The organism is Rhizobium sp. CNPSo 3670, assembly GCF_057784555.1.
This window is the reverse complement of the sequence record NZ_JBXSOL010000072.1, coordinates 1-6270: the sequence shown is the minus strand read 5'-3', so window position 1 is coordinate 6270 and position 6270 is coordinate 1. Positions and strand designations below refer to the sequence as shown.

Annotated in this window: 7 protein-coding genes; 1 reads left to right on the top strand and 6 read right to left on the bottom strand. The window is 59.9% G+C overall.

Annotation, left to right across the window (positions count from 1 at the left end):
* Together AC13QO_RS29650 and AC13QO_RS29645 are read right to left on the bottom strand one after the other, a co-directional pair.
* Positions 1–498: Hsp20/alpha crystallin family protein (locus AC13QO_RS29650; RefSeq protein ID WP_488542737.1), on the bottom strand; the 498-nt coding region annotated here is incomplete at its 3' end.
* An 88-nt stretch (positions 499–586) separates the two neighbouring features.
* A complete protein-coding gene (locus AC13QO_RS29645; RefSeq protein WP_183703719.1) occupies positions 587–1066 on the bottom strand; it encodes an Hsp20 family protein in 480 nt (159 codons plus the stop codon).
* Between the two features lie 214 nt (positions 1067–1280).
* On the opposite strand from AC13QO_RS29645, the gene AC13QO_RS29640 reads away from it, so the two are divergent.
* On the top strand, positions 1281–1502 hold the full coding sequence (locus AC13QO_RS29640) for a hypothetical protein (protein ID WP_085777474.1): 222 nt from the start codon (positions 1281–1283) through the stop codon (positions 1500–1502).
* A gap of 38 nt (positions 1503–1540) precedes the next feature.
* Here AC13QO_RS29640 and AC13QO_RS29635 read toward each other — a convergent pair whose 3' ends face one another.
* The 4 genes from AC13QO_RS29635 to groEL form a co-directional block, all read right to left on the bottom strand.
* Entirely contained in the window at positions 1541–3751 is a 2211-nt protein-coding gene (locus AC13QO_RS29635; protein WP_488542736.1) for an amylo-alpha-1,6-glucosidase, read from the bottom strand.
* 14 nt (positions 3752–3765) lie between these two features.
* Positions 3766–4860, bottom strand: a complete 1095-nt coding sequence (locus AC13QO_RS29630; protein WP_085777472.1) for a glycosyltransferase family 4 protein — start codon at positions 4858–4860, stop codon at positions 3766–3768.
* Positions 4861–4946: 86 nt separating this feature from the next.
* Positions 4947–5369 (bottom strand): hypothetical protein, encoded by a 423-nt coding sequence (locus AC13QO_RS29625; protein WP_285193065.1) that lies wholly within the window; start codon positions 5367–5369, stop codon positions 4947–4949.
* Positions 5370–5459: 90 nt separating this feature from the next.
* Positions 5460–6270 (bottom strand): chaperonin GroEL (gene groEL, locus AC13QO_RS29620; RefSeq protein ID WP_488542735.1); only part of this gene is annotated, 811 nt, incomplete at its 5' end.

Sequence of the window (6270 nt, the reverse complement as noted above, 5' to 3'; positions counted from 1 at the left end):
GGCGATGCGCTTGACCTGTGACTGCGCCTTTTCGGTCTTTGGCAGAGTGACAGTCAGAACGCCGTTCTTGAAGGTGGCGTCGACCTGGTCTTCCTTGACCTCGGTGCCGAGCGGGATGCGTCGTTCGAAGCGGCCGTAGTAGCGCTCCGAAAACTGCTTCTCCTTGTCTTCCGTTTCCGAACGCTTCTCACCCTTCAGCGTGAGCACGCCGTCATTGAGAAAGACCTCGATGTCCTTTTCTTCAAGACCGGGTACTTCGGCCGTAACCCTGATTTGCTTCTCAGTGTCCGAAATCTCGACACTCGGCCAGCCTGCACCGAAGCCGCCGGCGCCGCGATGTGACGGCAGGCCGGGGCCAAAGCCGCGAAAAACGTCGTCGAACAGCCGGTTGACCTCGCGGTGAAGCGACAGGAAAGGATCGCGGTCGTCGTCGCGAAGGAGACTCGGCATCTGATTGCCGTTGTTGCGGCCCCAGGGAATCAAATCACGAACACTCATGGCTTTACTCCTTTCTGGTGGTTCTTCGGCATTCCGGTGGGCGCCAGACGACGTCTGGCGCCACGTCTGCTCCCTGCTATTGGAACGCTTAGGCCGCCACCTGTTTCTCACCTTCGATCTGCTTTGTCTCGGCCTTGGGCAGCACCCCGTCGGCCTTGATCTCGATCTGGCGCGGCTTCATCTCTTCGGGAATTTCGTGCTTGAGATCGATGGTCAGCAGACCGTTGACCAGACCGGCGTCGACAACCTTGACATGATCGGCCAGTTCGAACCGACGCTGGAACGAGCGTCCGGCAATGCCGCGATGCAGATATTGAGCATCTTCGCTGTCTGCCTTCTGTCCTGATACCATCAGCATGTTCTGCTCTTGGGTAATTGCCAGCTCGTCCTGCGAGAAGCCCGCCACTGCCATGGCAATGCGGTAGTCGTTCTCGCCGGTCTTGACGATATCGTAGGGCGGCCAGTTGTCGATTGTCTCGGCGCGGCCTGCAGCCTCAAGCGCGTTCAACATTCGCTCGAAGCCGATGCTCGACCGGAACAGGGGAGAGAAATCGAGGTTTGTCCTCATAGCCATATCCTCCTTGCAAGCAACATGGACACAAGGAGACGCCAAGAGCGACCGGCGTCTCCTGGGCTTTCTGTCGATCCCTATTGGGCGATCAACAATACTAATATAATTCAGTGCCTTACGGTTTCAAGGGGATCGAATTTCTCGACGAGAAAAATTGATCTTTTTGAAGACGCCACCATATGTTCTGGAGCTTGAGCGAGGAGCAATTGTTATGACAATGACTTCACACGACGTCGTCGCCGTCCTTGGGCCCGCCGACAAAACGCTTGTGGCCGAGATCATCGCGACAGGTGCAACCCAAGCCGAGCTTGCCGAGGCGTTTGCATGGGCCAACAATGACGAGGCCCTGGTGGGTGAAGGGCGGCATCTACCGACCGGCAGGGTTGCTGCGCTTGTTGACCTGCTGAGGTCGGACGAAGAGGAACCCGATTAGAAAAGGCGGTTGACCCGCCTTCCCTGCACCGTCCTTCATCAGGCCGTGGTGAGCACGCTGACATCGCCCTGTCGATTGATGACATCGACCACGACCTGGTGTCGAGACCGACGGATGGCCACGTCAGCCGAGCAATTGCCGATCAGCAGACGCCGCAAGATTACCTCGTCGAGAAACGAAGGAAGCCGCGGCACGCTGAAGTTGATCTGCAAATTATTCGGATCGAAGTCGAGGCCAAGGCAGGATTGCAGCAGCGACAAAGGGGCTGCTGCCGCCCATGCTTGCGGCGAGCAGGCAACCGGATAAGAGGTAGGACCGCGTGCGCGTTGACGTGGCAGGCCGCAGAGGAGTTCGGGAAGCCGCCGCAGGTCGATATAGGTCGCAGCGGCAAACAGCCCCTCGAAGATTCGCGCGGCTTCGGCGCGATAGCCATAGCGGGCAAGACCACTGGCGATCATGGCATTGTCATGTGGCCAGATCGAGCCATTGTGGTAGCTCATAGGATTGTAACGTGCTTCGGTCGAGGGAATGGTCCGGATGCCCCAGCCACAGAAGGAGGAAGCATTCATCAGGGTGCGGGTCACCTGTGCGACCCGTTCAGGATAAGCAATACCGGTGAACAGAGCATGGCCGGCATTGGAGGATCGGACCCGGCAAGGCCGTTTATCCCCGTCGAGAGCCAACACATAGGTGCCGAGTTCCTCATCGAAGAAGCTCATGTCGAAGGCGTGGCGCAGTCCCTCCGCGCGCGCGAGAAAGCTCGCCGCGCGCTCCGGCTTGCCCCTCCACCGGAAGATTTCGGCAGCACTTTGCCAAGCGCCGTAGACATAGGCTTGGACTTCGGCGATCGCGATTGGGCCCCGGGCCAATGTGCCATCGGCATGGAAGACCGAGTCGTGGCTATCCTTCCACGCCTGATTGATCAGGCCTTCTTCCGTCAGCCGCCCATATTCGACGAAGCCGTCGCCATCGCGATCCCCATGTTCGTCGATCCATGTCAGCGCCGCTTCGAGATTCGGCAGGAGACGGTCGATGGTCGCAAGGTCACCGGTTCGTTTAAGATAGTCGCCGGCCAGCATCACGAAGAGCGGCGTCGAGTCGATGCTGCCATAGTAACGCCGGAAAGGAACCTCGCCGAGTTCGGCCATTTCGCCGCAACGCACTTCGTGCAGGATCTTGCCCGGCTCGGCGTCTGAAGCAGGATCGACGTTCGTCGCCTGATTGGCAGCAAGATGACCCAGAACCCCGCGGGCGATCTCCGGATCGAGCCAAAGTGTCTCAAGCGCCGTGATCAGGGCATCGCGGCCGAAAACGGTGCTGAACCAGGGAATGCCGGCATAAGGATAGGGGCCTTCCGGCTTGTCGGTGATCAGCATGTAGAGGTCAGAGGCGCTGCGCCGCGCGACTTCGTTGAAGATCTCGTTGGAAGTTGTGACCGACGCTGCGCGCGAGGAGGAGGCGCGCAACGCACGGCGGGCATCCCGCAAGGTAAGAAAGAAGGAAAGGCGGCTCAGTCGATCGGCGGAGGTATGGTCGCAGCCGATCTGGATAAAGAGCGATTTGGTCTCGTGCGGCTCCAGATGGAGGTCGTAAGTGACGAGATCGCTACGAATCTCGGCCGGTTCAGGCATGAAGGAAAGGCGCGTCGACCGCTTGCGATCGTCCAGGCCAATATAGGAAAGCAGGATCCAATCCTGTTCCACGACGGCGGGAAGATGGTGCCCTCGCCTTGCCCTTGCGGTGCCGCGGACTTCAAAAAGATCGGCGAAATCGGCCCCGAAAGAGATCTGAATGCGAACATGTTGCCGCCGCTCGTCATAATTCCTCACGGCCAGCCGTTCATAACAACAGGCATTCCAGAGAAAGCGTGATCTGCGCAGATGAATCACGTCATGGCCTAGAACCAGCCTTCCCTTGTCATCGAACTGATCAGGATTAGTAAGATCACAGGTCAGCGTGGCATTGTCATCCCGCAGCGTCGACGACAGAAGCATGGGCCGCTGTTCGTTGATCGTCAGGTAAAGATGCGAGAGATGACGGGTGTCCCGGTGAAAAAGGCCTTCCGGACTGCCGGGACCGGAAAGAGCATCGCCATTATGATCGAAGACGGCAAAAGTATCGCCGTGCTTCAAGGTACGCGGCCGGCGCTCCTGCAGCGATGCGGCGGCCGGAATGAAGAACTGAGCGACCGGCGCCGTCAGGCCTGACGATGCCTTGGCGGGGTTGCTGTCCGCAGACACGTTCGACATGCCTCCTCCTTGCCTCAGGCAACAGCCTGCAGGTCGGGCGCTTGACTACGCGACCGGCGGATCGGCGCAGCTTTGATGCGAACGCCCGGCAGGTTGCGATAGATGTCGAGATAGTCGCACGCCATTCGTTGTGCAGTGAAGCGCTTTTCAAACGCGGCCCGTACCTTGTGCCGATCGAGGCGCAGTGCCCATTCGACGTTTTCGGCCGCCTCGGTGACGCTGTCGACCAGGATGCCCGAGATGCCATTGTCAATGACCTCGGGAACCGAACCGCAGCCGAAAGCGATGACCGGCGTGCCGCAGGCCATGGCTTCGATCATCACCAGCCCGAAGGGCTCCGGCCAGTCGATCGGGAAGAGCAGAGCGCCTGCATTTCCAAGGAAGGCAGCTTTCTCACGTTCATCGATCTCGCCGATGAATTCAACATGCGGATTGCTCTTTATCATCGGCTCGATGACGGTTTCCCAATAGGCCTTGTCGGCATTATCGATCTTGGCGGCGATCTTCAGCTGCATTCCGACCTTTGCCGCGATCTGGATCGCGCGATCGGGGCGCTTTTCCGGAGAGATCCGACCAAGAAAAGCCAGGTAATTGCCTCCAGGGTTTTGCGTGAAGGGAAGCAGATCAGCCGGCAGTCCATGATAGACCGTTCCGCGCCAGTCGACCGGCGGCATCGGACGGCGCTGGTCGTTGGAGATCGACACCATCGGAATATCCGGGAACGCCGCGTAGAACGGCTTGAGATCCGGCAGGTCGAGCCGGCCGTGCAGTGTGGTGACAGTGCGGTCGGCGAAATCGCGGATCAGCGGGAAATGCAGCAGGTCGATGTGGAAATGCAGCACGTCGAACTCATGCGCCCGCTGACGGATCTCCTCCAGCATCAAGACCTGATGCGGCAAATGTTCCTTGACCGCAGGGTTCAGCCGCAAGGCGACGTCCGCACATGACACGAGTGTCGCCCGGGTGACGGAATCGCCGCTGGCAAAAAGCGTGACCTCATGCCCCTGTGCCACGAGTTCTTCGGTAAGGTAGGAAACGATCCGCTCCGTTCCCCCATAGAGCTTTGGCGGAACGCTCTCGGCGAGCGGCGCAATCTGAGCGATCTTCATCGGCAAAACCTCCTCAGTTGAGCAAACAGTCGTCGGCAAAATCATGCCCGCGTCCTTTAGAGGCACACGGCGGGCCGGACGGAGGGTCAGGTTTCGAGTAGCGGTCGGCGCCGTCCTCCTTTCCAGTAGCTGCACAAGCCAAGGCCGGGAAGCCGGCGTACCGACGGTCTTCGACGACGCGTCCTGTGGGCACTCAAGGGAGCGGACGTATCTTGTTTCCCGGATGGCAGATCGCCTTTGTCCAAAGCCTTCAGCGCTTCGAGGATCTCGTCGTAGGATACAGCTTTTTCGGTCCCGGGGTAAAGGCGAAGGGCAGGTACGGATTCGATCGCGAAGATATCGGATGCCCATGAAGCGAGAATGGCCCGCTTCTCGTCGTTGCCGATGTCGGCGGCGTTAAGCACGTCACGCGGGTGACTGAAATGTTTCGCTGGATGAAGCAGATGTGCCGCGCTGATGGCAGCCATGGCGCTCTGCTGCATGGAATTGCTGATGCTTTCCTTTCTCATAGCTCGCTCCATTGATGTTGACCGATGGAACTTGGTTCATTCGATAGTGTGAGGCCCGCCCCGATGTCAGAGCGGGCCGAGTGGTTGCTGTTAGAAGTCCATGCCGGCGCCGGCGGGCATAGCCGGAGCAGCTTCCTTCTTGGGCTTCTCAGCGATCATCGCTTCCGTCGTCACCAGCAGGCCGGCAACGGAGGCGGCGTCCTGAAGTGCGGTGCGCACCACCTTGGCCGGATCGATGACGCCCTGCGCGTAGAGATCGCCATATTCGCCGCTCTGGGCATTCCAGCCATAGGAGAATTCGCTCTTCTCGCGCAGCTTGCCGACAATGATGGAGCCTTCGGCGCCGGCGTTTTCGGCAATCTGGCGAACCGGGGCTTCGATCGCGCGGCGGACGATGTCGACGCCGACCCGCTGGTCGTCATTTGCCGTCTTGACGGCGTCGAGCGCCTTGACTGCACGCAGCAGCGCCACGCCGCCGCCCGGCAGAATGCCCTCCTCGACCGCTGCGCGGGTGGCATGCAGCGCGTCGTCGACGCGATCCTTTTTCTCCTTCACCTCGACCTCAGTCGAGCCGCCCACGCGGATGACGGCAACACCGCCGGCGAGCTTGGCAAGGCGTTCCTGCAGCTTCTCGCGGTCATAGTCGGAGGTGGTTTCCTCGATTTGCGCGCGGATCTGAGCGGTACGACCGTCGAGCTCCGCCTTCGAACCGGCACCGTCGATGATGGTGGTGTTTTCCTTTTCGATGGCCACCTTCTTTGCCCGGCCGAGCATGTTGAGCGTCACATTCTCGAGCTTGATGCCGAGATCTTCGGAGATGACGGTGCCGCCGGTCAGGATGGCGATGTCTTCCAGCATGGCCTTGCGGCGGTCGCCGAAGCCAGGCGCCTTGACGGCGGCT